We start from the raw sequence: 26763 nt of genomic DNA on the forward strand, positions 1-26763 counted from the left end.
CCATGCACAATTCCCTTCCCGATCGCATGACCCGCTTCTGGCGCGCAACCGGCGGCCTGATCGCCTGGAGCGGCTACCTGTTCCTGCTGATGCCCACCCTGATCCTGGTGCCGGTGTCGCTGGGCGGGTCGCAGCAGCTCTCCTTCCCGCCCGAGCAGTTGTCGCTGGCCCTCTACGAGCAGTTCTTCACCGACCCGTCCTGGTGGGGTGCCGCCTTGCAGAGCGCCAAGATCGCGACGTTGTCCACCATGCTGACGATGCTGATCGCCGTCCCCGCCGCCTATGCGCTGGTACGTGGCGACTTCCCGGGCCGGCGCTTCCTGAACCTGTTCACGTTGAGCCCGATCCTGGTCCCGGTGGTCGTGCTGGGGCTGGGCTTCTACCTGAACTTCAACCTGTTCGGGATCGGCGGCAGCGACCTCAGCCTGGTGATCGCCCATACGATCCTGATCGCCCCATTCGTCGTCGTCTCGGTGAGCGCCGGTCTGCGCCAGATCGATCCCGCCCTGGAGACGGTCGCGACGATCATGGGTGCCGGCCGCGCCACCATCTTCTTCCGCGTGGTGCTGCCGCAGATCCGCGACAGCCTGGTGGTCGGCGCCCTGCTCGCCTTCCTGATCTCCTTCGACGAGGTGGTCGCGTCCTACTTCGTCAGCGGGCCGTCCACCATGACCCTTCCCGTGAAGATGTACAGCGCGTTGCGGTGGGAGATCTCGCCGGTGATCGCCGCGGTGTCGGCGATGCTCACCATCCTCTCCCTCGTCTTCAGCGTCGCGCTGATCCACCTGCAAAAGAAATCCCGAGGTCATTGATGTCAAAGCAGGACGTCCTGGCGGCCGAGCTGCGGCCCGTCCAGGAGAGGCGCGCCGCGATCGAGGCGGAACCGCTGCCCGACAACATCGCGGCGCTGCTGGCTTCGGCCGCGGAGGCGGTGCCGGACCGGACCGCCTGGACCTTCTTCGAGAGCGGCGAGACGGCCACCTACGCCGAGGTGCGGGACCGGGTGAACGCCCTCGCCCGCGGCCTGGGTGAGCGAGGCATCGCCAAGGGCACCCGCGTTGCCGTCATGCTGCCGAACATCGCCGCCTTCCCGATCACCTGGCTGGCCATCGGCGTGCTGGGGGCGGTGATGGTGCCGGTGAATGGGGCCTACCGCGAGCGTGAGCTGGCCTATGTCCTCAACGACAGCGAGGCGCAGTGGATCGTGCTGCACGAGAGCGTGCGCGCGACGTTCGAGGCGGCGCTGGCGGAGGGCTCGATCACGCTCGGCTTCGACCGCGCCCTGCTGGTCGGCGGTACGGACAGCCGCTACCTTTCCTGGGACGGGGTCTTTTCGGACGACACCTCCCCCTACCTCCCGCCGGAGCCGGTGACCCACGGCGACCTTCTGAACATCCAGTACACCTCCGGCACCACCGGCTACCCGAAGGGCTGCATGCTGCTTCAGGAATACTGGCTGGTCGCCGGGAAGGTGAACGCCACGCGGGACGGCCGCCGCTACGCCCGCATCCTCGCCTCCACGCCCTTCTTCTACATGGACCCGCAGTGGCTGCTGCTGATGGCGTTCTACCAGCGCGCGACGCTGTTCGTCGCCGCACGCCAGAGCGCCACGCGCTTCATGGGGTGGGTCCGTGAACACCGCATCAACTTCTGCCTTCTGCCCTTCCTCGCCTTCAAGCAGCCGCAGCACCCCGACGATGCCGTCAACGAGGTGGTCCGCGCCAACGTCTACGGGCTGCCGAAGGCGGTTCACGCGGCGGTCGAGGCGCGGTTCGGCCTCGTCGCCCGCGAGGCCTTCGGCATGACGGAACTGGGGCCGACCATGTTCATGCCGATCGAGGCGACGGACATGGTGGGCTCCGGCTCCTGTGGCATCCCGGGACCATTCCGCGAGTGCCGGATCGTCGATGCCAAGGGAGAGCCGGTGCGACCGGGCGAGGAGGGGGAGCTGGTCGTCCGCGGCCGGGGGATCTTCCGCGGCTACTACAACCGCCCCGACGCCACCGCCGAGGCCTTCCACGGCGAGTGGTTCCGCACCGGCGACGTGTTCCGCATGGACGAGCGGGGCTACTTCCACATCGTCGGTCGCACCAAGGACATGATCCGCCGGTCGAGCGAGAACATCGCGGCGCGCGAGGTGGAAGGGGTGCTCCAGGCGTCCGGCGTGGTCGCCGAGGCCGCGGTGCTCGGTGTTCCCGACGAGACGCGGGGCGAGGAGGTCAAAGCCTATCTGGTGCTCGAAAAGAACCGAACGCCGAGCGAGGCGCTCCTCGGGTCGATCATCCGCCACTGCCAGCAGAACCTGGCCCCGTTCAAGGTCCCGCGCTACTTCGAGTTCCGCAGCGTGCTGCCGAAGACGCCGTCGCTCAAGATCGCCAAGCATGTCCTGAAGGCCGAAGGAACGGACCTGCGCGCCAACTCCTACGACCGTGTCGCCTCCGCCTGGATTGGAAAGGGCCCCGCCGATGTCTGATCCCGCCTTCGACGCCGTCATCATCGGCGCCGGCCACAATGGTCTCGTGTGCGGCGCCTATCTTGCCAAGAGCGGCATGAAGGTGCTGGTGCTCGAACGGCGCCCGCTGATCGGCGGCGCCTGCGTGACGGAGGAGGTCTGGCCCGGCTACCGCGTCTCCACGGCGTCCTACATCATGGCGCTGATGCAGCCCAAGGTGATCCTGGATCTCGAACTCGCCAAGTTCGGCTTCGAGGTGCTGAAGCCGCCGCCGCTGTTCCAGCCCTTCCCCGACGGCCGCTCCATGACCTTCTGGGACGACGAGGCGAGGACCTGCGCCGAACTCGCCAAGTTCTCGGCGAAGGACGCGGCGGCCTATCCCGAATACCGCCGCTGGATGCGCGCGCTGGCTCCCTTCATGCGCAGCATCATCTGGGAGACTCCGTTCAACGTGTCGCTGCGCTCCGGCGACATCGCGGACGCGCTGCGGTTCGCCTGGCGCAACAAGGGCTTCGTCGGCGACTTCTACAAGATCTACGACCTGCTGACGCTCAGTGCCTACGACCTGCTTGGCCGCTGGTTCGAGAGCGAGGAGGTGAAGGCGGCCATCGGCTTCTACGCCGCCGGCGGTGGTGGGAGCGCCGGCCCGCGCTCGCCGGGAACCGCCTATGTCCTGCTGCGCCCCCTCGTCCGCGACCACGAGACGGCCGCCGGCGGCTGGGGCTTCATGCGCGGCGGCATGGGGTCGATCAGCAACGCCATCGCAAGGTCCGGCGGCCGCTTCGGCATGCAGGTGCGCACCGACGCCGACGTGCGGTCGGTGCTTGTCAAGGACGGCCGCGCCTGCGGCGTGATGCTCACCTCGGGGGAGGAGATCACCGCCAAACGCGTGGTGGCGAACGCCAGCGCCCGGACGACCTTCCTGAAGCTCGTCGACCCCGCCCTGCTGCCGGACGACTTCACGCAATCCATCCGGTCGATGCGTTCCAAGGGATCGGTCTACAAGGTGCATCTGGCGCTCGACGAACTGCCGCGCTTCAGCGCCTTCGACGCGAGCGCCGCGGGCTTCCCCTATCCCGCCCAGGTCCGCATCGGGCCCACCATCGATTACCTGGAGCGCTCCTTCGACCCGGTCAAATACGGCGACTACGCGCGCCAACCCTTCGTCGTCGCCATGACGCCGTCCGCCGTGGACGACAGCCTCAGCCCGCCGGGCAAGCATGTGATGAGCGTGATGGCCGGGCACGCCGCCTACGACCTGCGGGAGGGCTGGTCCGACGCCGCGCGTGACGCGCTCGGCGATGTCGTGCTCGACACGCTGGGTGAGTACGCCCCCGGCATCCGCGATGTGGTGGCGCACCGCCATGTCCTCACACCGGCCGATCTGGAACGGGTCTTCGACCTGCCCGGCGGCCATGTCCACCATGGCGAGATCAGCGTCGATCAGGCCTTCCTGCGCCGGCCGGCGCCCGGCTACGCCGACTACCGCTCGCCCGTGCCCGGCCTCTACCTCTGCGGTGCATCGGCGCATCCCGGCGGTGGCGTGACCGGCGTGCCCGGCCACAACGCCGCGCGCGAGATCATGAAGGACGCCAAGCGCCGTTGAGCCGGCCCCACACCCGGCCAATCCAGGAGTTGCCACAGTGCCGATGATCGAAATCGACAAACTGACCAAGCGCTATGGCGAGTTCGTCGCACTGGCCGAGTTCAGCCTGGAGGTCGGCAAGGGGGAGTTCGTCAGCCTTCTCGGCCCCAGCGGGTCGGGCAAGACCACGCTGCTCAACCTGATCGCCGGCATGACGCGGCCGTCCTCCGGGCGGATCGTGATCGACGGCGTGGACGTCACCGACCTGCCGGCCAGCAAGCGCGATCTCGGCATGGTGTTCCAGAACTACGCGCTGATGCCGCACATGACGGTGTTCGAGAACATCGCCTTCCCGCTGCGGGTGCGCCGCGTGCCGAATGCCGAGATCAAGCGGCGCGTCGGCGAGGTGCTGGACCTCATCCGCATGCCCCATGTGGCGGAGCGCCGACCGCGCGAGCTGTCCGGCGGGCAGCAGCAGCGCATCTCGCTGGCGCGCTGCATCGTCTACCGCCCCTCGCTGATCCTGATGGACGAGCCGCTGGGTGCGCTCGACAAGAAGCTGCGCGAGGAGATGCAGATCGAGATCAGCCGCCTGCACCGCGAATCCGGCATCACCATGCTCTACGTCACGCACGATCAGGAGGAGGCCCTGACCATGTCCGACCGCATCGTGCTGATGAGGGAGGGGCGCTGCGCCCAGGTGGGAACGGCGGACGAGCTCTACTTCAACCCGGTCTCCCCCTACGTTGCCGATTTCATCGGCCATTCCAATCAGCTTACCTGCACCATCCTGCGGGAGGAGGGGGGGAACGTCGTCGTCGGTCTCGCGGGTGGGGACAGGCGCGCGGTGCCCAGGCCGGCATTCCCGGTTCCGGTCGGGGGAAAGGCGATCCTGCTGGTCCGCCCGGAATCGGCGAGCCTCGCCGCGCGCGCCGACGACCATCATTCCCTGCGCGGCACGCTCGAGGCGTCGCTGGTCGTCGGCAGCAACATCAAGCATGTGGTCCGGCTGGACAGCGGGGAGACCTTCCTGGTCCAGGAGCTGAACCACCGTCTCCGGGCGCGCCCCGCCATCGGCTCCGCGGTGTGGGTCGGCTGGTCGGCCGAAGCCTCCCAGCTCCTGTCCGCCTCCTGACCGCGGAGACCGCAACCATGATGATCGACTTCTCGAGCCGGCCGCCGCTGCCGGAATTCTACAAGACCGCGGCCTACCTCGGCAACTACCGCCGCGTCTATCAGGCGAGCGAGGCGGAGACGTCCAAGGAGGTGGGGGAGGAGGCGTTCGCGGCCTATCTTGCCGCCTACGACGCCGTCGGCGCCAAGCACATCGTCGTCAAGGCCCGGGATCTGGAATCCACCTTCGGCTTCAAGATCGCCAACGAGGACGTGGCCCGTCTGTGCGCCGCCCATGGCGGCCGGTTCATCGGCTTCGCGGGGGTCGATCCGCACAAGGGGCCGGCCGCCGTGGAGGAACTGCGCCATGCCGTGACGGAGCTGGGCCTGCGCGGCCTGAACCTGCAATGCTTCGAGCACCGGCTGCGCCCGAACGATCCTCTGCTGCTTCCGCTCTACGCGGAGTGCGTGAAGCTGGACATTCCCGTCAACATCCACTGCGGCATCAACTTCTCGACCGCCAGCCTGATGGAGTACGGGCGTCCGATCCATCTCGACGAGGTCGCCATTGCCTTTCCCGAGCTGCGGATCTGCGCCTCGCCGCCGGGATGGCCGTGGGTGCAGGAACTGATCGGCGTCGCGTGGCGGCACCGCAACCTGCGCATCGGCGTCGTCTCCATCCGTCCGAGTCTGCTGGAGAAGGAGAACGCCGGCTACGAGTCCCTGCTGCTCTACGGCGGCAAGCTGCTTCAGGACCAGTTCCTGTTCGGCACCGGCTTCCCCATGCTGCCGGTCGAACGAACGGTCGGGGAGATCGATGCCCTGCCGCTGAGCGAGGCGGTGCGGCACAAGTGGAAGTATCAGAACGCCGCGGAATTCCTGCGTGTGTGACCGCCGGGTGGTCGCCTATCCTGCCTGAGCGACCACCCACCGAACGCGGCGCCCCGATGAACATCCGGCACATCCTGATCGTCAACCTGGTCATGGAACTCGGCACGGTCAGCGCCGCCGCCCGGCGACTGCGCATCTCGCAGCCCTCCATCACCAAGACCGTGCGGTTGGCCGAGCAGGAGCTGGGTATCCCGCTGTTCCGGCGGGTCGGCGGCCGTCTCCAGCCGACGCCCGAAGCGTTGATCCTGATGCCGGAGGTCAAACGCCTCGCCGGCTTCCTGGAGACACTCCATGATCTCGCCGACCAGATCCGGGATGGCCGTGCCGGCCGCATCCGGGTGGCCACCAGTTCCACCATCGCGAACTCGGTCGTCCCGGAGGCGATCGCCCTGTTCCGGGAGGAGTGGCCGCGCGTGTCGGTCGATGTGATGGCGTACGCCACCAAGGACGTCATCGAGCAGGCGACGCGCAACGAGGTGGACATCGCCATCATCGACGTGGCTCCCCGCGACCCCGAACTCAGGGCCGAGCCGATCTGCGAGGCGGAGGTGGTGTGCGTTCTGCGGCGCGATCACCCGCTGGCCGGCCGGCCGGCGCTGTCCGCGTCGGATCTGATCGAGGAGCAGGTGATCACCTTCTCGGAATCGACCACGCTCGGCCGGGCTGTCCGGGACATCTTCCGGGAACGCTTCCCACGCTTCCAGATCGCCAGCACCGTGAACCAGTCCACGGTCGCCTGCGCCATGGCGGAGCGCGGCATCGGTGTCGCCCTGATCGACCCGTTTCCGGTCCTGTCCGGCCTCTACCGGAGCCTGACGGTGTGCCGGCTCCTGCCGGCCATCGCCATCCAGCCGGTGATGGTCCGCCGCCGCGACCGGCCGCAATCGCAGATAACCCTGGCCTTCGAGACCGCCCTGAGGCAGGCGATGGTGCGGGTGAGTGTCGGTTCCGGCATCGTCCACACCGACTCTGTCGGATAGCGGCGGGGACGTATCAGAGAGCCAGACGGATACGGTCCCCGTCGCCCGTCTCCTGCCGGGCTGGAACAGCGCAGCAGATCAGGACCTCGTCCGCGGCCACCGCGGCGGTCGGCTCCCTGACATAGGTCACCGCGCCCTTGAGCAGCCTGGTCCGGCATGTGCCGCAGGTGCCTTCGCGGCAACTGTAATCGGGTTCGAGGCCGCGGGCTTCCGCCAGCTCCAGCAGCGTTCCGGAGCCGGGTGTCCAACGCGCCTCCTTGAGGGAGTTCATGAAGACCACGGGCACCGGCGTCGTGGAGGCCGCGCGGCGCTGTGGCGCGGCCACGCCGGCGTCGGGTGTACGCTTCAGTGAGGATGGTCCGAACGCCTCCGCGTGTATGCGTGCGTCCGTGACACCGTACCCGCGCAGGCCGTCGTAGAGCCCCTGGGTGAAGGCCGGTGGCCCGCAGAGGTAGAAATCGCAATCGTCGAACCGCAGGAAGCGGGTGAGCAGCGCCATGTCGATCCGCCCAGCGGCCTCGTAGTCGACGCCCTCCGTCGCGTCCGTCGGATCGCTCAGGACCCGGATCACCCGGACCGCGTTGGAGGATGCGTCGACGAGGTCCGCCAGTTCGCGATCGAATGGACGCTCGGCCTTGGTCCGCGCGGCGTGGACGAGGATGGTCGGCCGAAACCGTTGTGTGCGCGCGCCCTCGTTCACGATGTGCCGGAGCATCGCGATCATGGGGGTGATGCCGACGCCACCCGCCAGCAGCACGGCGGGCCGGGTGGCCCTGGCGTCGATCGTGAAGCCGCCCGCCGGTGCCAGCACGTCGATGATGTCGCCGACACCGATCGCGTCGTGCAGGTGCCGGGATACCAGACCGTCACGTTTCACGCTGATGCGGTACAGCCGGTCGGCGGGAGCCGAGGAGAGCGTGTAGGTCCGGATGACGGGTGCATCCGTTCCCGGAAGGGTGACCCGGATGGGAATGTGCTGTCCCGCTTCATGCGGGGGCAGCCCGATCCCGTCGTCCGGTCGAAGATGGAACGACCGGATCGAGGCGCTTTCCTCGACGATCGCCGCGACCTTGAACGGACGCCAGCCTGTCGGACGTTCGGTGGCGCGGAGCCGGTCCGCCGCCTGCCGCCAGTCGCCCGTCAACAGCGACGCCGGGGACCAGCCATCGTCCCGGAACGTCCAGCGCAGGGCCAGCGCGCCGCGTCGGCGGACAACCCGGCGGGCGCGGAAGGTCCAGAGCCGTTCGGCGCCCTGGAACGCCGCGATCTCGGGTGAATCGAGCAGCACCTCGGCGTCCCCCGTCATCTGCAACACGTCACCGGTGCCGAAATCCACGAAGAGGAGGCCCGCCCTGCCGTTCACGTGGATGTTCCCGAGCGTCGAGAAGAAGAGATTGCCGTTGAAGTCCGGAATCGTCAGCAGACCGTCGTCGGCGACGCGGACGAAGCCGCTCCGGCCGCCGCGGTGCGAGACATCGACCTGGCGCCGTTCCCCGCGATCGGCATAGGAGGCGACGAAGAAGCTGTCCGCTCCCTCGATCATGGCGCGCGCCCGCCCGTCGAGCCGGTTGCCGTCTTCCACCTCGCCGGTGGAAGGAACGCCGGGGTCGCGCACGAAGGCGGCGTCGCGGAGCTGGATGTAGCGCGGGCAGTTGCCGAAGCTCTGGTCGACGCCGACGCGGATGCCGGCGTCCGAGGCTGTGACGATGCCGTTCATGCGGTTGCGACGCCGGGTGTGCATCTCGATGCCGAGCAGCCCGATGGCGGCGCCGTCACCCATCCCCTGGCCGGCCGGATCGCCGGGGTCCGGTCGGGCGGCGATGTCGAGAATCGTCGGAGTGGGCGACGACATGAAGCCCGGCTGTCCTTCGACGACGGTGGCCCAGGCGTCACCGCCCGCATCGACGCTGCCGAGCACGATGAAGGGGAGCTGCGCGTAGAAGTCTCGATGCTGGTCGGGCATGAAGTCGCGCACGACGCGCGTGCCCACCTCGGCCATGCGCCCGGCCACGCCGACCGTCTCCTGCAGGAACCGTTCACCCTCGTGCCAGGTCGGCAGCGTCGTCAGGTTTTCGCCCATGGTCCGTCTCCTCTCCAGCCAATCGGCCCCCGGCGCCACGCCCGGCGCGCCGGGGGCGGCGTTCAAGCGGCGGGACGCGCCGGAGTCCGGGCGAAGGGGACGAAGCCGGGCAGCGCCTCGACGCGGCGAAGGAAGGCGTTGACGGCCGGGTAGCCGGACAGATCGACATTCCCCTCGGGCGCGCGCGCCACGTAGCTGTAGATCGCGACGTCCGCGATGGTCGGCTGATCGCCGGCAAGCCAGTCGCGCGTGGCGAGCTCGTTCTCAAGCCGGGCCAGCAGGACATGGGCCCGGGCGATCACCTCGTCCGCATGGTACGCCGCGCCGAACAGCGTGATCATGCGCGCCGCCGCCGGGCCATACGCGACCTCGCCGGCCGCAACGGACAGCCAGCGCTGGACCGCGGCGGCGGCGGCCGGTTGCTCCGGCAGCCAGTCGCCGCGACCGGCCTTCTTGGCGAGGTAGACGAGGATCGCGTTGCTGTCCGCGACGATCACGCCGTCGTCGTCGAGCACGGGGACCTGCCCGAACGGGTTCATCGAGAGGAATTCCGGCGTCTTGTGCGCCCCGGCCTTCAGGTCGACCTCGACCAGCTCGTGCGGAAGGCCGAGCAGCGAGACGAACAGGCGGGCGCGGTGCGCGTGTCCCGACAGCGGGTGGTGGTAGAGCTTCATGATCCTGTCCCTGGCGCTCGCGAACGGGTTCATTCCCGATCCGCGGCGCCAGAGTGCCGCCGTTCACCGGATGCGGGAATGCCCGGTGTCGGCAGTTCATCATTCCAGCAGACGCAATGATCGCCCTGGCCGGAATCCTTTGCCGCGCGCGGGATTCCCAACGAGCGGCCGGCATGCGATTCTGTCGGCATGGCCGGGATCGTCGGTGCGGACGCGCCGGGGCGGGTGCTCGGGCGGGGGGCAGGGGCAGAGGAAAGGTGCTACACGCATGGACCGGTGGCAGGCGATGCGGATCTTCGTGAGGGTGGCGGAGACGGAAAGCTTTGCCGAAGCCGCCCGACACCTGCACATGAGCGCCCCCGCGGTGACGCGCGCCATCGCAGCCCTGGAGGATGTGATCGGTGCCCGCCTGTTCGTCCGCACCACCCGCTCGGTGAAGATGACCGAGGCGGGGACACGCTATTTCGACGACTGCCGCCGCATACTGTCCGACATCACGGAAGCCGAGGCGACCGCCGCCGGCTCCTACGCCACGCCATCGGGAAGGCTGGCCGTCACCGCCTCGGTGCTGTTCGGGCGCATGTATGTCCTGCCGATCATGATCGAGTATCTGGACAGCTACCCCACGATGTCCGGCCGGACCTTCTTCGTCGATCGTCCGGTCAACATCGTCGAGGAGGGCATCGACGTTGCGGTGCGCATCGGCCACCTCCCGGATTCGGGCTTCACGGCGATCAAGGTCGGCACGATCCGCCGTGTGATCTGCGGCTCTCCCGGATACTTTGAAAAGCACGGCGTTCCGACCGTGCCGGCCGATCTGAAAAACCATCGCATCATCGCGTCGACGGGCGCCTGGGCTTCACCGGAGTGGCGGTTCGCCGGGGATCAGCGGGTGACGATCGACTCCGTTCTGCAATGCAACACAAACGACGCGGCGATCGCAACCGCCGCCGCCGGCTGGGGCCTGACCAGGGTTCTCCATTACCAGATAGGCCCGGCGCTGTTGAACGGCGATCTGCGGATCGTGCTCGCCGACCATGAGGAACCGCCGCTTCCGATCCACCTGCTTCACCCGGAAGGCCGGCACGCTCCCGCCAAGGTGAGGGCCTTCGTCGACCTGGCGATCTCCCGGCTCCGCGGGAACCCGTTTCTGAACTGACCGTCGCCGGCGTGGCGCGATCAGCGCGGCGCCGGCGTGGTCAGCGCATCCCAGGCGGCCATCGCGCGGTCCACGATGCCGTGCAGCACGGCGGCGGAGGCGCCGTCGCGCGCCTGGATCGAGAGCCCCTCCAGCACCGCCGTGTAGAAGGCCGCAAGCCCGTCGGGATCGGCGCCGGACGGCAGGTCACCGTCGGCGATGGCGCGCCGCAGCCGATCGCGGAGCTGATGCTGGCCACGCACGCGCCATTCGGACAGGTGCCGGCGGACCTCCTCGCTGTCGGGGCTGCCGATGGTGGCGGACAACACGATCATGCAGCCGGGCGGGTTGCCGACCTCCGCGCACGCGCTGGCGTTGGCGCGCAGCATGCCCTCGACGGCCGCGCGCGCCGTCGGCGCCTCGATGACCGCGCGGGACGCCGGAGCGCCGGCGGTCGAATCGTAGAGCGCCACCGCCTCCTCGAACAGCATCCGCTTGCTGCCGAACGCGGCGTAGAAGCTTGGCCGGTTGATGCCCATGGCGTCCGTGAGATCGTTGAGCGTCGTGCCTTCGTAGCCGTACCGCCAGAACAGCTCCATGGCGCGCCGGAGCATCTCCGCACGGTCGAATTTTCGCGGGCGTGCCATGGCGTCCACCACTGGGTTTTATACTGATCCGAACATAACGCCTTGACACCGGGCTGCAAGGCTGCGATCCATAATGTACCGATATGGACATAATGGAGGGAAGGATGAGCGTGGGCAAGGTGGCCCTGGTGACGGGCGGCAGCCGGGGAATCGGCGCGGCCATCGCCCGGAGGCTGGCGGCGGACGGCATGGATGTGGCGGTGACCTACAGCACAACGCCCGAGCGGGCGCACGGGGTCGTGGCCGGGATCGGGTCCATGGGGCGGCGCGGCCTTGCCATCCGTGCCGACAGCGCCGGGCCGACCGACGTGGTCGAGGCGGTGGAGCGCACGGTTCGCGACCTTGGTCGCATCGATGTGCTGGTGAACAACGCCGGCATCTTCCCCTTCGGCCCGGTCGAGGAGGTGACGCTCGAACAGATCGACCGGACGTTGGCGATCCACGTCCGCGCCGCGTTCCTCGCCTCCCAGGCGGCGTTGCGCCACATGGGGGAGGGCGGGCGCATCATCTCCATCGGGTCCTGCCTGGCCGAGCGTGTGCCGCACGGCGGGGTGACGCTCTACACCATGAGCAAGTCGGCGCTGATCGGCTTCACACGGGGTCTGGCGCGCGACGTCGGCTCGCGGGGGATCACCGTCAATCTGATCCAACCCGGCTCCACGGACACCGACATGAACCCGGCCGACGGGCCGGGCGCCGGTGACCAGCGCGCGCTGTCCGCCCTCGGCCACTTCGCCGAGCCCGAGGACATCGCCGCCATGGTGGGCTTCCTCGCCGGCCCGCAAGGACGCTTCGTCACCGGCGCGCAGCTGGTGGTGGACGGCGGAGCGAACGCGTAACCGGACAGGGAGATCGGCCCATGGCCTGGATCCTGCTCGTCGCCGCCGGCCTTCTGGAGATCGTCTGGGCGTTGGCGCTCAAACAGGCCGATGGTCTGACACGGTTCTGGCCCAGCCTGCTGGGCATCGGTACGGCGGGGCTCAGCCTAGCCCTGCTGGCCCTGTCGCTGCGCAGCCTTCCCGTGGGCACGGCTTACGCGGTGTGGGTCGGCATCGGCACCCTCGGCGTGGCGCTCGCCGGGATCATCGCTCTGGGCGAGAGCGTGTCGGTGTTCCGGGTGATCTGCCTGATGCTGATCGTCACCGGTGTCGCCGGCCTGAAGTTCGCGGAGTGACCGGAGGCGGCCGTCGCGGTGTCGGGCGCGCCTCCCGCCGGATCGGTCAGGCGGCCGCGGCGGTCACCACCACCTCGATCAGGATCTTCGGGTCGCCCAGGTCGGCCACACCGATGGTCGCGCGGGCCGGCAGGTCGTCGCCGTCCAGCCATTCCAGCCACGCGGCGTTCATCTCGTCCTTCGCCGCCATGTTCGTGATGAAGAGCTGGGCGGACAGCAGCCTCGTCCTGTCGGTGCCGGCCATCGCCAGCACCGCGTCCAGCTTGCGGCAAATCTGCCGGGTCTGGTCCTGCATGCCGACGGTCACGTCGTCCGCGATGATGCCGCCGAGGAACACGATGCCGTTGTGCTCGACGGCGCGGTGCATGATCTTCGTCTTTTCGATGCGCTTGACCACAAGTCTCTCCTGTCTGGTGGAACGGGCGGTGCCGGGCGCTCAGCGCGCCGCGATCACCTGGATCTCGACGAGGTATTCGGGGGCGGCGAGCCGCGCCTCGACGGTGGCGCGGGCGGGGGTGTTGGCGGGATCGACCCAGCCGTCCCACGCCCGGTTCATCGCCGCGAAGCCGGCCATGTCGGCCAGATAGACGGTGGCGGTCAGCAGGCGGCTCTTGTCGGTGCCGGCCTGGGCCAGCAACTCGTCGATCTGGCGCAGCACGTCGCGGGTCTGCGATTCCACGTCGGTGGAGCCGTCGTCGGCGATCTGGCCGGCCAGATAGACGGTGTCGTTGTGGATGACCATCTCGCTCATCCGCGGGCCGGGGTGGACGCGCTGTATCGGCACGGGGTCGGTTCTCCAGGCTGGGAAGGGGGGAGGGCGGCTCAGGCCGCCGCGGCTGACTGGCGGAAACGCCGGATGTCGAAGGAGTCGATGGGCAGGTCCGTCCGGCCCGCCGTCACCAGATCGGCCAGGATCCGGCCGACCACGGGGCCGAGCTGGAAACCGTGGGCGGAGAAGCCGAAGGCGTGGAACGCTCCCTCCTCCGTCCCGCTCGGGCCGATCACCGGGATGTCGTCGGGCATGCGCGCCTCGATGCCCGCCCAGGCGCGGTTGATGGTGGCGTCGCGCATGATCGGGAACAGGTCCCACACCGTGCGTGCGTTGATGGCGAGCTTGGCGAAGTCGAGCTCCGTCCGGTTCTCGTCATGGGCCGCCCGCCCGCGCATGCCGCCGCCGATCAGCACGGTGCCGTTGGGGAACTGCTTGAACGACAGCGTGCGCCCGGTCGCCCCCACCACCGGTTTCAGGAAGGGCGGCACGCGGTGGGTGATCATCAGCATGGGCGCGATTACCTCCAGCGGCACCGGCTCGCCGAGCTGGGCGGCGATGCGGTCGGCCCAGGCGCCAGCGCAGTTGAGCAGCACCGGCGCCTCGAAGCGGCGGTCGTCGGCCGTCTCCACGCACCAGTTCCGCCCCGCGCGCGCCACCCGCACCGCCGCCGCCCCCTCCTCGAAACGGGCGCCGAGGCTGGCGGCCTTGCGGCGGAAGGCGAAGGTGGTGCGGTAGGGAATGGCCGCACCGTCCCGCCGCGAGACCAGCGCACCCACGCAATGGCCGGAAATGGCGGGAACCAGCCGGCGCAGCTCCGCCCGGTCCACCACCTCCTCGTGCGTGAAGCCGAGCGCTGTGAGCTGGTCGGAGCGGGCGCGGCAGGCGGCCAGCTCCTCCTCCGTCTCGGCGACGCGGATCTGGCCGTGGCTCTCGAAGCCGCAGTCGTCGTCGACCAGCTCGGCGATGCGGTGCCAGATCGCCATCGAGGCGACGGACAGCGGCACCTCCGCAAGGTGCCGCCCGAGCTGCCGCACCCCGCCCGCGTTGACGCCGGAGGCGTGGCGGCCGGCGTGGTCCTTCTCCAGCACCCGCACGGACACGCCGCGCATCGCCAGATGAAGCGCCGCGGAACAGCCGTGCAGGCCGCCGCCGATGACGAGGACGTCGGTCACGGGTGCAGCACGGCGTGGATCTCATCCTCGCTCTTGGGCAGCGAGGCGAGTTCGGCCAGCGTGATCGGCTTCACCGGCGGGCGCAGGCGGTAATAGCCGACCTCCGCCGGGGAGACGCCGCGGGCGTCGGCGATGACCTCCGTCACCGTCGGCCCGCAGAGCCGTCCCTGGCACGGCCCCATGCCGCAGCGCAGGAATGATTTCGCCTGGTTCGGTCCGCCGACGCCCAGCCGCACGGCATCGCGCACCTGGCCCGCGGTGACCTCCTCGCAGCGGCAGACGATGGTGTCGTCCTTCGGCACGCGGAAGTCGGGGCCCGGCTGGTAGAGCGTGTCCAGGAACATGCGCCCGCGCTGCGCTTCCGCCAGTGCCGCGCGGTGGGTCGCGGCCTCCCGGTCCCGCTCCTCCGGCCCGATGGCGCCCAGCCGGTGCAGGGCACCCAGCGCCGCCAGCCGGCCGCGGTGCTCCGCCGCCACGGCACCGGCGATGCCGGCGCCATCACCGGCGATGGAGACGCCCTCGACCGAGGACGCCCCCCATTCGTCCACCGTCGGCACCCAGCAGCGCTGGATCTCGTCCCAGTGCTGGCCGCAGCCGGTGGCGTTGGCGAGGTTGATGTTGGGGATGACGCCCTGGTGCAGCAGCAGCGTGTCGGCCGGCAAGCTGCGCTCCGGCCCGCCGCCCTGGCGGAAGGCCACGGATCGCAACGCACCGTCGCCCACCGCACGCAGATCCGTGACGTTGCCGATGACCTTGACCTTGCGCCGCACGTCCAGCAGCAGCGCCGCACCCTTGCCCAGATAGGGGGAGCGCAGGAATCCCGGCATATGCCGCAGGGCCGCCCGCCAGTTCCCGCCGGGTGTGGTGTCGAGGATGGCGTCGATGCGCGCCCCGGCGCGCAGATACTGCCACGCCAGCAACCACAGCAGCGGCCCGGTCCCCGCCATCACCAGCCGGCCCGACGGCACCAGGGCGGAGGATTTCAGCAGGATCTGTGCGGCTCCGGCCCCCATCACGCCCGGAAGCGTCCAGCCGGGGATTGGAAAGGGCCGCTCCAGCGCCCCGGTCGCCAGGATGATGTGCTTCACGGGCAGGATGCGCGCCGCACCGTCCCGCGACAGCCCGATCTCCAGGGCGCGCGAGACGCTCCACACCGTGGTGCCGGGCCGGTACGCCGCGCCGCTGTCCCGGAACGGTCCCACCAGATCGGCGCCGTGCCAGTAATCGCCCCCCAGGATGCCGGGGTTGCGCACCGGGTTGCGGGTCACGGAGCGGTAGATCTGCCCGCCGGGGACCGGTTGCTCGTCCAGCAGCACGGTGGTCAGGCCGCGCTCCGCCGCCAGGGTCGCGGCGGCGAGGCCGGCCGGACCCGCCCCGATCACGGCAAGGTCGTAGCGTGTCGTCATCTCGGTCACCGTGCCGCCTCCCTGGCGCCCTTCTGGGTCTCGACCCGCATGCCGGGCCGCACCGTCACCTGGCAGCCCTGCCGGTTGCCGACGTCGTCGATGGTGACGAGGCAGTCGAAGCACACGCCCATCATGCAGAAGGGAGCGCGCGGCGCGCCCGACACCGGGGTGGTCCGGCAGGCCACCACCCCGTTGGCCATCAGCGCGGCGGCGACCGTGTCGCCAGCCAGCGCCTCGGCCACGCGGCCGTCGATGGTGAAGGACACGCGCTCGCCCGCGGCGTCAGGCAGCCTTTGGAACATCGAACCTCCGGGCGCTGAAAACGGTGAAATCCTCCGGCAGCCGGCCGGCCGCGATGTGCGGGGCCAGCGCCAGGGCATGGTTGGCGGCGAGCGTCACGCCGCTGTGGCAGGTGGCGACGAAGGCGCCGGGCGCCGTCGCCGACTGCTCGTAGATCGGGAAGCCGTCGGGGCTCAGCACCCGCAGGGCCGCCCAGGTCCGCACCACGTTCAGCCGGCCCAGCAGCGGGAAGATGCGCATGGCGCGCTCGGCGATGGTGGAGCTGACGCCGTTGCGCACGCTGGTGTCGAAGCCGACCTCCTCGAAGCTGTCGCCGATCATCACGCCGCCCTCGTCGGTCTGGCGGACGTAGCCGACGGGGAACTTCAGGAAGGGCGTCGTCTTCTCCGTCACGATGATGTGGCCGCGCTGCGGACGCACCGGGGCCGACAGCCCGACCATCGGGGCTAGCCGCGCGCTGTCGTGCCCGGCGGCCAGCACCAGCTTGCCGGCCGCGACCTCGCCCCCCGCGGTGGTCAGGCGGAAACCGCCGTCCCGCGGCTCGATCCGCTCCACCCGGTGATTGGGCAGATAGGCAGCGCCGAATTGGGACAGGCCGGTGTGCAGCGCGCGGAACAGCTTCAGCGAGTTGCAGTGCCCGTCGTGCGGGCAATAGCTGGCGCCGACCACGTCCTTGCCGATGAAGGGCATCTCCTTTGCCACGGCGGCGTGGTCCAGCATCTCGTACGCGTAGCGGACCATGGACGGCTGGTTGTGCAGGCGGCTCAACTGCGCCGCGCGCGCCACCACCTCCGCTTCCGACAGCAGCGGCATGAAGCCGCCGGGCCGGTCGTAGCGGACATCGATGCCGGTCTGCTCGCGCAGCAGCGAGGCGAAGCCGGTCCAGGTGTCGGCGGAACGCTTGGTCCAGCCCGCGTATTCGGGCATGCCCAAGCCCTTGCCCTGGACCCAGACCAGGGCGAAGTTCCCGCGCGACGGGCGGACGGCGATGTCCCCCTCGTCCAATATGGCGACCTTCTGACCCTCGCGGGCGAGGCCCCAGGCGATGGCCGACCCGACCAGCCCGCCGCCGACCACGGCGACGTCGTAATCGGGTCTCGATGGATTCGGCATGACGATCGTTCACTCCTGTCCGCGGCTGACCAGCAGCCGCTCGAGCCCGTAGAGCCGGTCGAGGATCAGCATCGCGCCCACCGTCAGGAAGATCAGCGCCGCCGACACGGCCGCCACCAGCGGGTCGATGTTGTCCTGGATGTAGAGGAAGAGGCGCACGGGAAGCGTGGTCGTCTCCGGCGAGGCGATGAAGACGGTCATCGTCACCTCGTCGAAACTGTTGATGAAGGCCAGCACCCAGCCGCTCGCCACCCCCGGCAGGATCAGCGGCAGCGTCACCCGCCGGAACACCGTCCAGCCCGAGGCACCCAGCGAGGCCGCGGCGTTCTCGATCGACCGGTCCATCCCGGTGGAGGCGGCCAGGATCAGCCGCAGGGCGAAGGGCAGGATGATGACGACATGGCTCAGCACCAGCCCGGCGAAGGTGCCGCCCAGCCCGATCTGCGTGAAGAAGCGCAGGAAGGCGATGCCCAGCACGATGTGCGGCACCATCAGCGGCGACAGGAACAACGCCGTGACCGCCTCCCGTCCGGCGAATTGGTGGCGGGCGATGGCGAGTGCGGCGGGCACCGACACAGCCACCGCGATGGTGGAGGACAGCGCCCCCAGCAGCAGGCTGTCGCGGAAGGCGCGCATGAATTCCGGGTTGTCGCCGATGGCGCGGAACCAGCGCAGCGACGGCCCGCGGGTCGGCAGCGACAGATAGCCTTCGGGGGTGAAGGCGACCACGCACACGATCAGGATCGGCGCCAGCAGGAATCCCAGGAACAACGCGTGGAAGATCAGGGCGATGGGTCCGTTGCGGCTCATTCGAACACCTGCTTGTAGCGACGTTCGACCAGACGGTTGCAGCCGACGATGATGACGATGTTGGCGGCCAGCAGAAGCACCGCCACCGCCGCGCCGAGCGGCCAGTTCAGCGTGTTCAGGAACTCGTCGTAGGCCAGCGTCGCCGCCACCTTCAGCCGCCGTCCGCCGATGATGGCCGGGGTGGCGAAGGCGCTGGCCGCCAGCGCGAAGACGATGATCGAGCCGGACAGGATGCCGGGCACCACCTGCGGCAGCACCACCCTGCGCAGCACGGTGAAGGGCTTCGCCCCCAGCGACAGCGCGGCGTTCTCCACCTGCGGGTCGAGCCGCTGGAGCGAGGCCCACACCGACAGCACCATGAAGGGGACCAGCACATGGGTCAGCGCGATGACGACCCCGGTCTCCGTGTACATGAACTCGATCGGCGTCGCGATCAGCCCGACGCCCATCAGGCCCTGGTTGATCAGCCCGGTGGAGCCGAACAGCAGCGCCCAGCCCAGCGTGCGCGACACGACGGAGATCAGCAGCGGCCCCAGCACGATCAGCAGGCAGATGCCCCGCCAGGGTGCCCGCATGCGGCGGAGGATGTAGGCCTCCGGAGCGCCGATCACCGCCGACAGCAGCGTCACCAGGAAGGCGATGCGGAAGGTCCGCAGGAACACCTCGTGGAAATAATCGTCGCGGACGATCTCCAGGTAGTTGTCGAGCCGCCAGACATTCTCGATCCCGGTGTAGAAGCCGAAGCTGTTCAGCGACAGCAGCGCCGTCATCACCAGCGGCACCACCAGCAGCGTGGCGAACAGGGCCAGGGCTGGAAGGCTCAGCAGGTAGGGCGTCCAGTTCCGTGTCTCGGGCCGCGTGGTCGTCGGGCCGGTGGCCGGGGTGGGGGTGTGGATGTCCGTCGCCATGCGTGTGTCTTCGACGGTCGTCATGGGGACGCGGCCGGCTGGCCGGCCATGACCCGCATGTCCTCCGGCCGCCAGCCGAGGAGGACGCTGTCCTGCTCGGCCGGCAGGGGTTGGCCGTCATGCTGGCGGATGACGGTCAGCGGGCCGGCGTCGGTCGCCACCTCGAACAGCCATTGCGTGCCCTGGAAGACGCGGGCCTGCACCCGGCCGGGCACGCCGGACCCGGCGACGAAGCTGACCTTCTCCGGCCGCACCGTCACCACCCCCGGCCCCTCCGGCACCTCCTCGCCGACCGGCCAGACAGCGCCGCCCACCGCGACCCGGCGCTCCCGGCCGTCCCCGCTGACCACGCCCTGCAACAGGTTGGTACGCCCCAGGAAGTTGGCGACGAAGGCGCTGGCCGGCTGGTCGTAGGCGGCTTGTGGAGCGGCGATCTGCTCGACCCGGCCCTTGTTCATGATGACGACCCGGTCGGACAGGGCCATCGCCTCCGACTGGTCGTGGGTGACGAGGATCATGGTGGTGCCGACGCTGCGCTGGATGCGCCGCAGCTCCACCTGCATCTCCTCGCGCATCTTGGCGTCGAGGTTGGACAGCGGCTCGTCCAGCAGCAGCAGGCTGGGCCGGATGACCAGCGCGCGGGCGAGCGCCACGCGCTGCTGCTGGCCGCCCGACAGTCGCTTCGGATGGCGATCGCCGAAGGCGCCGAGCCCGACGAGCTGCAGCGTCTCCGCCACCCGCCGTTCCCGCTCCGCCCGCGGCACGCCGCGCATCTCCAGCCCGAAGGCGACATTCTCCGCCGCCGTCATGTGCGGGAACAGCGCGTAGCTCTGGAACACGATGCCGAGCCCGCGCTCGTTCGGTTTCTTCGCCAGCAGATCGGCACCGTCCAGCGTCACCCGCCCCGACGTGGGGTCCAGGAAGCCGGCGATCATCTGCAAGGTGGTGGTCTTGCCGCAGCCGGAGGGACCGAGCAGTGAGACCAGTTCCCCCTTCTCCACGGTCAGGGACAGGCCGTCCACGGCCAGCCAGGAACCGAACCGCTTGGTCAGACTGTCGAGCACAAGATAAGGCATGGGGTGCGTCTCCATGTCCGCGCGGGGGTGGCGTCCAGCCCTCCCCCCGGGGCGGGAAAGGGTTGGACGCACCCAATCTTTCAGCGCTCGATTTCGCGGGTCCAGCGCTTGTTCCAGGCCTCGCGGTTGGCGTTGATGGTGTCCCAATCGACGACCATCAGCTTGGCGATCTGCTCCGGGCCGTAGGGGATGCCCGCCTGCTTCTCGGTCGGAAGCGTCACGGTCTTGTTGACCGGGCCGAATCCGGCGCTGACGGCCAGCGAGGTCTGCGCGTCGGGCATCAGCATGTGCTGCACGAACTGCTGCGCCTCGGCGGCGTTCTTGCTGCCGGCGATCGGGCAGGCGGCGGACGCCAGCAGGATGCCGCCCTCCTTGGGGTAGACGAAGGCCGCCGGGAAGCCGGTGTCGGCCAGCGCCTTGGCGCGGCCCGACCCCCAAACGGCGATGGCCGCCTGTCCGCTCTGGAACAGCTCGGTCATCTTGCCCGGCGACGGCTCGTAGGCGAGGACGTTCGGGTTGATCGTGCCGGCGAACTCCTTGAAGCCCGGCTCGATGTTCTTCTCGCCGCCGCCGTTCAGCCGCGCCATCATCACCAGCGCGTGCAGGCCGTAGGAGTTGTTGATCGGCGGGATCACCAGCTTCTTCTTGTACTTGGGATCCTTGATGTCGTTCCAGGAGGCGGGGGCCGGCCAGCCATTCTCCTCGAACATCTTCTTGTTGTAGACGAAGCCGGTGCCGACCGCGCCGACATTCACCGCCTTGCCCGACGGAATGCGGGCGAGGTCGTACAGCTCGTCATAGACGGGGGCCTTCGCCAGATCGGCGCAGAAGCCGAGCGCCACCGCCTGGTACATCGGGCCGTCGTCGAGGATCACCACGTCGATCTGCTGGTTGCCGCGCTGCGCCTGGAGCTTGGCGAGATTGTCGGTGGAGTTGCCGGCGACGTATTCCACCTTGACCCCGTGCTTCTGCTCGAAGGCCGGGATGATCTCCTTGCGCATGGTCTGCTCGAAGGAGCCTCCATAGGCGGCGACGTACAACGTCTTCTGTTGCGCCTGCGCCGCCCCGCAGCACAGGGCTGCCGTCGACATCAACCCAAGGATGAACGCCCGCATCGGTCCCATCTCCGTCTCCGTTGGCCCCCAGATGTGCGTTTCTTTTGCACGGACCGAGCGTGGCGCCACGAACCTATAATGGTCAAATCGAATTTATGGTGATCTCCATAACAAGATGTTATGTTGCAACCGCTTTGTCGCCATGGAAGATGCCCATCCATGCTCAATTCCCGCCAGATCGAGGCCTTCCGCGCCGTCATGCTGACCGGCGGGATCACGTCGGCGGCCGAGCTGCTGAACATCTCGCAGCCGGCCGTGAGCCGGCTGATCGGCGATCTGCAATACGCCCTGAAGTTGACTTTGTTCGAGCGTCGAGGCTCGCGCATCGCGCCGACCAGCGAGGCGCTGTCGCTCTATCAGGAGGTCGAGCGCTCCTTCGTCGGGTTGGAGCGGATCGAGCAGACCGCCCGCGATCTCCAGGCCCGGCGGGCCGGCACGCTGCGCATCGCCGCCATGCCGGCGCTCGCCATCGGCTTCCTGCCACGCTTCGTCGCCCGCTTTCTGGAAGGGCGCCCGCGCGTGGACATGTCCCTGTGGGGCAGCAGCTCCAACATGGTCATGGACTGGGTGGCGGCGGGCCAATGCGAGCTGGGCTTCGGTCAGGCGCCATTGGAACACGCCACGGTGCTCAGCGAGAAATCGCCGTCCGTCGCCGCTGTCGCCGTGGTGCCGGCCGATCACCCGCTGGCCGGGAAGGAGTATCTGCAGCCGCGGGACTTCGCGGGCGAGGCGTTCATTTCACTGGGCGCGTCGACGCTGTTCCGCTACCGGATCGACGCCGTCTTCGACGACCACGGGGTGAACCGTACGCAGCGGGTCGAAACGCAGCTCACCATGATCGCCTGCGCCATGGTGGCGTCCGGTGCCGGCGTGGCCATTGTCGATCCTTTCACGGCGGAGGAGTATGCCGGGCGCGGTGTCGCCATCCGCCGCTTCAAGCCGCGGATCAACTTCGAACTCGCCATCCTCCAATCGGCGCAGCGCTCCTTGTCCACCATAGCCCAGGATTTCCTGGACGGGTTCCGCGCGGAAATCATCGCCTTCGACCGGCGGAGCGCCGGGTGACGGGTGTGCGTGGCGCTGCGGGTTGCCGGCCCTTCCCGTACCGGAGGGTCAGCCGCTTGTCGCCATCGCCGCATTCCGGTGGGGATGGTCCGCCGTTGCGCCCCGGCTGGCCGCCGTCCTACCCTGCGGCCAGGGTACGGCACGAGTACAGGGGCGCCGGCCGATCGCCATGACGGTCTTTCTTCATCTCGCCTTCGGCGGCGGGCGGCTGCACCTGTGGGGAGAGGCCCCAGCCGCGCAGGCCGCCCCCTTGCCTCGCCCGCGTGGCCGCCGGCCGAAGGGGGGGCGTGCGGAGCCGACGCCCTTCGATCCCGGTGCCGAGTCCCTCGACGAGGCGCTGGACGCGCTCGGCATCGATCTGCCCGTCGAGCCGGACCGGCTGACCGTCTGGCTGCCCACCGCGGACGGGCGACCCCTGGCCTCCACACCCGTCGTGGCCGAGCCGCCGGAGGCTGCGGACGCGCCCGACCTGGCGCCCTGGGACACCACCGGCTTCGCCCTGCCGGTGGAGGCCGCCATCGACGCGCTGTGCCGGTGCGGCGGCGAACCGGCGCTGGCGCCGGGCCTGTTCGCCGGTGCCGATTTCGCTTACTGGGCCGTGGTGCTGCGCTTCGCCGGCGCGCTGGTGGGCCGCCGCGCGGTGCTGCCGACGCTTGTGCGCGAGGCGGGCGGGGCCGTCGCCCGCTGGCTGCCGGTGCTGCTGGGCCGCGACGCCCAGGCGCTGGCGCGCCTCGCCCGCGCCATGCCGGACGCCGCGAGAGCGGCCGGAACCGCCGTGGCCCCGCCCGACACCGCGCCCATGGCGGTGCTGGCGACGGTGCTGGACGGTTTCGTGGACGCGTTGGTGCGCGGCGCGCCCGGCCTCGCCCCGCTGCCCGCCTCGACGGTGGCCCCGACGGTGGCCGACGACCGCTGGCTGGCGGCGCTGGTCGGCAGCGACCCGCGGGTGCGGGCGGAGGCGACCGATCTCGCCGATCTGGAACGGCGGCTCTCCGCGTGGCAACGCCCGGTCGCCGTTGCCGCGGCCAGCCCGGTGCGGCTGTGCCTGCGTCTGGAGGAGCCGCCCGCCCCGGCCGATCCCGGGGACGGGGACGCTCCGTCGGCCGTGGCCGGCTCCGTCGCACCCTGGACCGTGCGCCTGCTGGTGCAATCCCACGCCGACCCCAGCCTGCTGCTGCCGGCCGCGCAGGCCTGGGCGGGGAACGGTGGGGCAGGGAAGGGTGGGGCGGGCTCCCGCGAGTATCTGCTCCAGGCCTTCGCCCAGGCCGGGCGGCTGTGGCCGCCGCTGGAAGCGGCGCTGAAGGCCGGCGTTCCGGACGCTGTGGAGACGGACGCCGCCGGCGCGGTGGCCTTCCTCACCACGGCCGCGGTGGCGCTGGAACAGGCCGGCTTCGGCGTGCTGCTGCCGGCCTGGTGGACGGGCCGCGGCACGAAGGCGCGGATCAGCGCCCGCGCCAAGGCCCGCACCCCGGCCTTTGAAGGCGGGGCCGGCATCGGGCTGGACGAGCTGGTCCATTTCGACTGGGAGGTGGCGCTGGGCGACGCCGTCCTGTCGCGCCGCGACCTGATGGCGCTGGCAAAGTTGAAGACGCCGCTGGTGCGGGTGCGCGGCCAGTGGGTGCTGGTCGATCCCGCCGAGATCAAGGCCGCCGTCGAACGCCTGAAGACGCAGGGGGACGCGGTCAGCGCCCGTGACCTGCTGCGCATGGCGCTGGGCGGCGCCACGGCCGACGAGCCCGCCGCCGTCGCCACCGGGGGCTGGCTGGCCGAGCTGATCGACCGGCTGACCGGCCGCGAGCCCATGGCCGAGCTGGACGCCCCCGCCGGCCTGGCGGCGACGCTGCGCCCCTACCAGCGGCGCGGCTATTCCTGGCTGGCCTTCCTGCGCCGCTGGGGCATTGGCGCCTGCCTCGCCGACGACATGGGGTTGGGCAAGACCGTGCAGACGCTGGCGCTTCTCGTGCGCGACAAGGAGGAGGCCGCGACGGAGCGGCGGCCGCGGCCGACGGCGCTGCTGGTCTGCCCGACCTCGGTCATCGGCAACTGGCAGCGGGAGGCGGCGCGCTTCGCCCCCGGCCTGTCGGTGATGGTGCACCACGGGCTGGGGAGGACGAAGGGAGCGGCGCTGCGCAAGACCTGCCTCGCGCACGATCTGGTCGTCACCAGCTACGCGCTGCTCCAGCGCGACGCGGAGGCGCTGGCCGGCGTCCCGTGGACCGGGCTGGTGCTGGACGAGGCGCAGAACATCAAGAATCCGGAGACCAGGCAGGCCAAGGCTGTGTGCGCCTTGCCGCCCGGCTACCGGGTGGCGCTGACCGGCACGCCGGTGGAGAACAACGTCGGCGACCTCTGGGGCATTCTCGATGCCCTCAACCCCGGCCTGCTCGGCACCCGGGCGGCTTTCAAGCGCAACTTCTTCGTGCCGATCCAGGTCAGCCGCGACGCCGACGCCATCGCCCGGCTGAAGAGTCTGACCGGCCCCTTCATCCTGCGCCGGCTGAAGAGCGACAAGACGATCATCGCCGACCTGCCGGACAAGCTGGAAATGAAGGTGGTCTGCACGCTCACCAAGGAGCAGGCCTCTCTCTACCAGGCGGTGGTGGAGGAATCCCTGCGCGCGCTGGAGGAGGAGGACGGCATCCGCCGCCGCGGTCTGGTGCTGGCGTTGCTGGCGCGGCTGAAGCAGATCTGCAACCATCCCGCCCAGTATCTCGGCGACGGCTCGCCCGTCGGCGGCGGGCGCTCGGGCAAGCTGGCGCGGCTGGAGGAGATGCTGGAGGAGGTTCTGGCGGTGGGCGAGCGCGCGCTGGTCTTCACCCAGTTCACCGAGATGGGCGGAATGATCAAGGCGGCGCTCCAGGACCGCTTCGGCCGGGAGGTGCCCTTCCTGCACGGCGGTGTGCCGAAGGCGAAGCGCGACCGCATGGTCGAGCGGTTCCAAGCCGAGGACGGGCCGGCGGTGTTCCTGTTGTCGCTGAAGGCCGGCGGCACCGGGCTGACGCTGACGCGCGCCAGCCACGTCTTCCACTTCGACCGCTGGTGGAACCCGGCGGTGGAGAACCAGGCGACCGACCGCGCCTACCGCATCGGCCAGACACGCATGGTGGAGGTGCACAAGTTCCTGTGCGCCGGCACGCTGGAGGAGCGCATCGACGCGATGATCGAGGCCAAGAAGGGCGTGGCCGAGGCCATCGTCGGCAGCGGCGAGGACTGGCTGACCGAACTGTCCACCGCCGATCTGCGGGCGCTGCTGAGCTTGCGCGCCGACGCGGTCGCCTGAGGGAGGGGCCGATGCCGCGCCGCACCGACGACGATGACGACGACGGCCAGGGCTGGCGTTATCCGGTGTCGAAGCCGAAGACGGTGACGGGCGGGATCAAGGCGGCGAACCGGCGCGGCGATTTCGCCACGAGCTGGTGGGGGCGGCGCTGGCTGGAGGTGCTGCATTCCTTCCAGATCGGTGCCCGGCTGACGCGCGGGCGCGGCTACGCGCGCAAGGGGCAGGTGCTCGACCTGTCGGTGGGGGAGGGGAAGGTGACGGCGCGGGTCCAGGGCTCCCGTCCCAGGCCCTACGCGGTGACCATCACGCTGAAATCGCTGGCGGCGAAGGAGCGGGCCAGGGTGCAGGCGGCGCTGGCGGCCGACGTGGCCGGGGCGGCGCGGCTGCTGGCCGGTGAGATGCCGGAGACGCTGGAGGACAGCTTCCACGCCGCCGGCGTCGCCCTGTTCCCCGCCCGGCTGGACGACCTGAAGACCGGCTGCACCTGCCCGGACTGGTCGAATCCCTGCAAGCATGTGGCGGCCGTCTACTGCCTGCTGGCCGAGGCGTTCGACCGCGACCCCTTCCTGCTGCTGACCCTGCGCGGCCTGCCGCGCGACGTGGTGCTGGCGGGGCTTGAGGAAGGGGAGGGCGCGCCGGCCGCCGAACCGGTGCCGCCGCAGCCGCTGTCGGCGGAGGCGGTCGCCTTCTGGCGGGGCGGGACGGTGCCCGCCGACCTCGTCGCCGTGGCCGCCCCGGCCGACGGCGGGGCCACGCTCCTGGATTCGCTGGGCCCCGTGCCGTTCTGGCGCGGCGAGACCGACGCGGCGCCGGCCCTCGGCCGCGCGCTGGAGGCTGCGGCCCGCAGGGCGGCCGGGATCGGCGATCCGGCCGACCGCGAGGGTGGAGCTTGACGGGCCCCGCTCCACGGCATCGCTGAGCCCGCACGCTCCGTGCGGCGCAGCGTTCGGATCATGCGAAGGCGGCAACGGCCGAATCGAAAAGGGGCGGACCGTGGCCCGCCCCCCATTTC

25 protein-coding genes are annotated in these 26763 nt (G+C 70.0%); 12 read left to right on the top strand and 13 right to left on the bottom strand.

The features are described 5' to 3' along the window. The first annotated feature begins 2 nt into the window (after positions 1-2). Genes HL658_RS15520 through HL658_RS15545 form a run of 6 tightly spaced genes read left to right on the top strand, consistent with a single transcriptional unit; the run spans position 3 to position 7021 of the window. Positions 3-812, top strand: coding sequence for an ABC transporter permease (locus tag HL658_RS15520; RefSeq protein WP_180282660.1), 810 nt, complete (start codon positions 3-5; stop codon positions 810-812). Next, entirely contained in the window at positions 812-2473 is a 1662-nt protein-coding gene (locus HL658_RS15525; protein ID WP_180282661.1) for a class I adenylate-forming enzyme family protein, read from the top strand. Before HL658_RS15520 ends, HL658_RS15525 begins: the two co-directional genes overlap by 1 nt. Continuing rightward, positions 2466-4058 carry a phytoene desaturase family protein gene (locus HL658_RS15530; RefSeq protein WP_180282662.1) on the top strand — a complete coding sequence of 531 codons (1593 nt, stop codon included), beginning with the start codon at positions 2466-2468 and terminating at the stop codon, positions 4056-4058. The genes HL658_RS15525 and HL658_RS15530 overlap by 8 nt, the downstream gene beginning before the upstream one ends. A gap of 43 nt (positions 4059-4101) precedes the next feature. Beyond that, positions 4102-5172 (top strand): ABC transporter ATP-binding protein, encoded by a 1071-nt coding sequence (locus HL658_RS15535; protein WP_196242222.1) that lies wholly within the window; start codon positions 4102-4104, stop codon positions 5170-5172. Positions 5173-5189: 17 nt separating this feature from the next. Beyond that, positions 5190-6041, top strand: a complete 852-nt coding sequence (locus tag HL658_RS15540; RefSeq protein ID WP_180282664.1) for an amidohydrolase family protein — start codon at positions 5190-5192, stop codon at positions 6039-6041. Between the two features lie 56 nt (positions 6042-6097). Beyond that, a complete protein-coding gene (locus HL658_RS15545) occupies positions 6098-7021 on the top strand; it encodes a LysR family transcriptional regulator (protein ID WP_180282665.1) in 924 nt (307 codons plus the stop codon). A 13-nt stretch (positions 7022-7034) separates the two neighbouring features. Here HL658_RS15545 and HL658_RS15550 read toward each other — a convergent pair whose 3' ends face one another. Then, positions 7035-9101, bottom strand: coding sequence for a 2Fe-2S iron-sulfur cluster-binding protein (locus HL658_RS15550; RefSeq protein WP_180282666.1), 2067 nt, complete (start codon positions 9099-9101; stop codon positions 7035-7037). 62 nt (positions 9102-9163) lie between these two features. Continuing rightward, entirely contained in the window at positions 9164-9775 is a 612-nt protein-coding gene (locus HL658_RS15555; RefSeq protein WP_180282667.1) for a glutathione S-transferase family protein, read from the bottom strand. On the opposite strand from HL658_RS15555, the gene HL658_RS15560 reads away from it, so the two are divergent. Further along, positions 9774-10934 (top strand): LysR family transcriptional regulator, encoded by a 1161-nt coding sequence (locus HL658_RS15560; protein WP_246337628.1) that lies wholly within the window; start codon positions 9774-9776, stop codon positions 10932-10934. The two genes, HL658_RS15555 and HL658_RS15560, sit on opposite strands and share 2 nt — an antisense overlap. A gap of 20 nt (positions 10935-10954) precedes the next feature. On the opposite strand, the gene HL658_RS15565 is transcribed toward HL658_RS15560, so the two are convergent. Next, positions 10955-11560, bottom strand: coding sequence for a TetR/AcrR family transcriptional regulator (locus HL658_RS15565; RefSeq protein WP_211109762.1), 606 nt, complete (start codon positions 11558-11560; stop codon positions 10955-10957). Between the two features lie 104 nt (positions 11561-11664). On the opposite strand from HL658_RS15565, the gene HL658_RS15570 reads away from it, so the two are divergent. Beyond that, entirely contained in the window at positions 11665-12399 is a 735-nt protein-coding gene (locus HL658_RS15570) for an SDR family NAD(P)-dependent oxidoreductase (RefSeq protein ID WP_246337629.1), read from the top strand. A 20-nt stretch (positions 12400-12419) separates the two neighbouring features. Continuing rightward, complete coding sequence (locus HL658_RS15575) at positions 12420-12734, top strand: DMT family transporter (protein ID WP_180282669.1); 315 nt, start codon at positions 12420-12422, stop codon at positions 12732-12734. 46 nt (positions 12735-12780) lie between these two features. Here the strand turns inward: HL658_RS15575 and HL658_RS15580 are convergent, their stop codons facing one another. The 10 genes from HL658_RS15580 to HL658_RS15625 form a co-directional block, all read right to left on the bottom strand. Then, positions 12781-13131, bottom strand: a complete 351-nt coding sequence (locus tag HL658_RS15580; protein WP_180282670.1) for a Rid family hydrolase — start codon at positions 13129-13131, stop codon at positions 12781-12783. Between the two features lie 39 nt (positions 13132-13170). Further along, entirely contained in the window at positions 13171-13518 is a 348-nt protein-coding gene (locus HL658_RS15585) for a Rid family hydrolase (protein WP_180282671.1), read from the bottom strand. Between the two features lie 38 nt (positions 13519-13556). Next, positions 13557-14678: an FAD-dependent oxidoreductase gene (locus HL658_RS15590; protein WP_180282672.1), complete on the bottom strand. Its 1122-nt coding sequence runs from the start codon at positions 14676-14678 to the stop codon at positions 13557-13559. After that, on the bottom strand, positions 14675-16084 hold the full coding sequence (locus HL658_RS15595; protein ID WP_180282694.1) for an FAD/NAD(P)-dependent oxidoreductase: 1410 nt from the start codon (positions 16082-16084) through the stop codon (positions 14675-14677). The genes HL658_RS15590 and HL658_RS15595 overlap by 4 nt, the downstream gene beginning before the upstream one ends. 5 nt (positions 16085-16089) lie before the next feature. Further along, positions 16090-16386: a (2Fe-2S)-binding protein gene (locus tag HL658_RS15600; RefSeq protein WP_180282673.1), complete on the bottom strand. Its 297-nt coding sequence runs from the start codon at positions 16384-16386 to the stop codon at positions 16090-16092. Continuing rightward, a complete protein-coding gene (locus tag HL658_RS15605; RefSeq protein ID WP_180282674.1) occupies positions 16367-17497 on the bottom strand; it encodes an NAD(P)/FAD-dependent oxidoreductase in 1131 nt (376 codons plus the stop codon). Before HL658_RS15605 ends, HL658_RS15600 begins: the two co-directional genes overlap by 20 nt. Before the next feature lie 9 nt (positions 17498-17506). After that, the gene (locus tag HL658_RS15610; protein ID WP_180282675.1) at positions 17507-18307 is read right to left on the bottom strand and encodes an ABC transporter permease; all 801 of its coding nucleotides are present in this window, start codon (positions 18305-18307) and stop codon (positions 17507-17509) included. Then, complete coding sequence (locus HL658_RS15615) at positions 18304-19215, bottom strand: ABC transporter permease (protein ID WP_180282676.1); 912 nt, start codon at positions 19213-19215, stop codon at positions 18304-18306. The genes HL658_RS15610 and HL658_RS15615 overlap by 4 nt, the downstream gene beginning before the upstream one ends. 20 nt (positions 19216-19235) lie before the next feature. Further along, complete coding sequence (locus tag HL658_RS15620) at positions 19236-20291, bottom strand: ABC transporter ATP-binding protein (RefSeq protein WP_180282677.1); 1056 nt, start codon at positions 20289-20291, stop codon at positions 19236-19238. 80 nt (positions 20292-20371) lie between these two features. Continuing rightward, positions 20372-21406 (bottom strand): ABC transporter substrate-binding protein, encoded by a 1035-nt coding sequence (locus HL658_RS15625; RefSeq protein ID WP_180282678.1) that lies wholly within the window; start codon positions 21404-21406, stop codon positions 20372-20374. 159 nt (positions 21407-21565) lie between these two features. Here HL658_RS15625 and HL658_RS15630 point away from each other — a divergent pair, with 159 nt between their 5' ends. The 3 genes from HL658_RS15630 (at position 21566) to HL658_RS15640 (ending at position 26644) form a co-directional block, all read left to right on the top strand. Further along, on the top strand, positions 21566-22471 hold the full coding sequence (locus HL658_RS15630) for a LysR substrate-binding domain-containing protein (protein ID WP_180282679.1): 906 nt from the start codon (positions 21566-21568) through the stop codon (positions 22469-22471). A gap of 169 nt (positions 22472-22640) precedes the next feature. Further along, complete coding sequence (locus tag HL658_RS15635; protein WP_180282680.1) at positions 22641-25751, top strand: DEAD/DEAH box helicase; 3111 nt, start codon at positions 22641-22643, stop codon at positions 25749-25751. Between the two features lie 11 nt (positions 25752-25762). After that, a complete protein-coding gene (locus HL658_RS15640; RefSeq protein WP_180282681.1) occupies positions 25763-26644 on the top strand; it encodes an SWIM zinc finger family protein in 882 nt (293 codons plus the stop codon). Positions 26645-26763: the final 119 nt, after the last annotated feature.

The organism is Azospirillum oleiclasticum, assembly GCF_013423485.1.
Lineage (GTDB): Bacteria > Pseudomonadota > Alphaproteobacteria > Azospirillales > Azospirillaceae > Azospirillum > Azospirillum oleiclasticum.